Origin of the sequence: Pseudomonas sp. AMR01 (assembly GCF_041946035.1) — a bacterium.
Taxonomy (GTDB): domain Bacteria; phylum Pseudomonadota; class Gammaproteobacteria; order Pseudomonadales; family Pseudomonadaceae; genus Aquipseudomonas; species Aquipseudomonas antarctica_B.
In genome coordinates this window covers 1-618 of sequence record NZ_JAUTYR010000118.1, presented here as the reverse complement: position 1 = coordinate 618, position 618 = coordinate 1, and the positions used below count along the sequence as shown (strand labels likewise).

The following is a 618-nucleotide window of genomic DNA, read 5'->3' as shown; positions in this document are numbered from 1 at the left end:
CGTTGGCGAGCAACTGTCGTCAGTGCCATTGGCCTATGCCATCGGCATTAGGATTGCCGCGCTTCTTGCCTCGGGACGTCATCTTACCCGCGCCGACATTTCCGGACTGTTCGCCGAAGAGACCGGCGCTCTCGACTGGGGGAACGCCTGGACCGTCGATGATTATAACAATGCTGTCGAGATCGGCGCTCTGCTCTGGCTTCGCGAGTCTTCGCGCATAGATCTGGCGACAAGCGTGCACGAAGCCGAAGCGCGGTTCGACTGGCTCGAAACAGCTCTGCCTCCACGGCACGTTCGCAGCGAAGCACAGGTCGAGCTCCAGCAGTTCTCGACCCCGCCGATGCTGGCCTGGCTGATGGCGAAGGCCGCAGCTGTCTCCCCGCACGACACGCTGCTCGAGCCATCCGCCGGCAATGGCGCCCTTGCTCTTTGGGGCAGCGCCCAGAACGCCTCGCTGCTCCTCAACGAGATCGATCCGGCAAGACGAGACGGTCTGGCCCACGTCTTCCCCACGGCCACCATCACTGCGCATGACGGGGAACTGATCGCCGACTTGCTTCGCGGCCCTGTTCCGTCTGCCGTGCTGATGAACCCGCCGTTCGCTCACAGCCTGGAACG

Annotated in this window: 1 pseudogene; it reads left to right on the top strand. The window is 63.6% G+C overall.

The features are described 5' to 3' along the window. Positions 1–618 (top strand): annotated as a pseudogene (locus tag Q7C20_RS26815) (hypothetical protein); the annotation flags it as partial.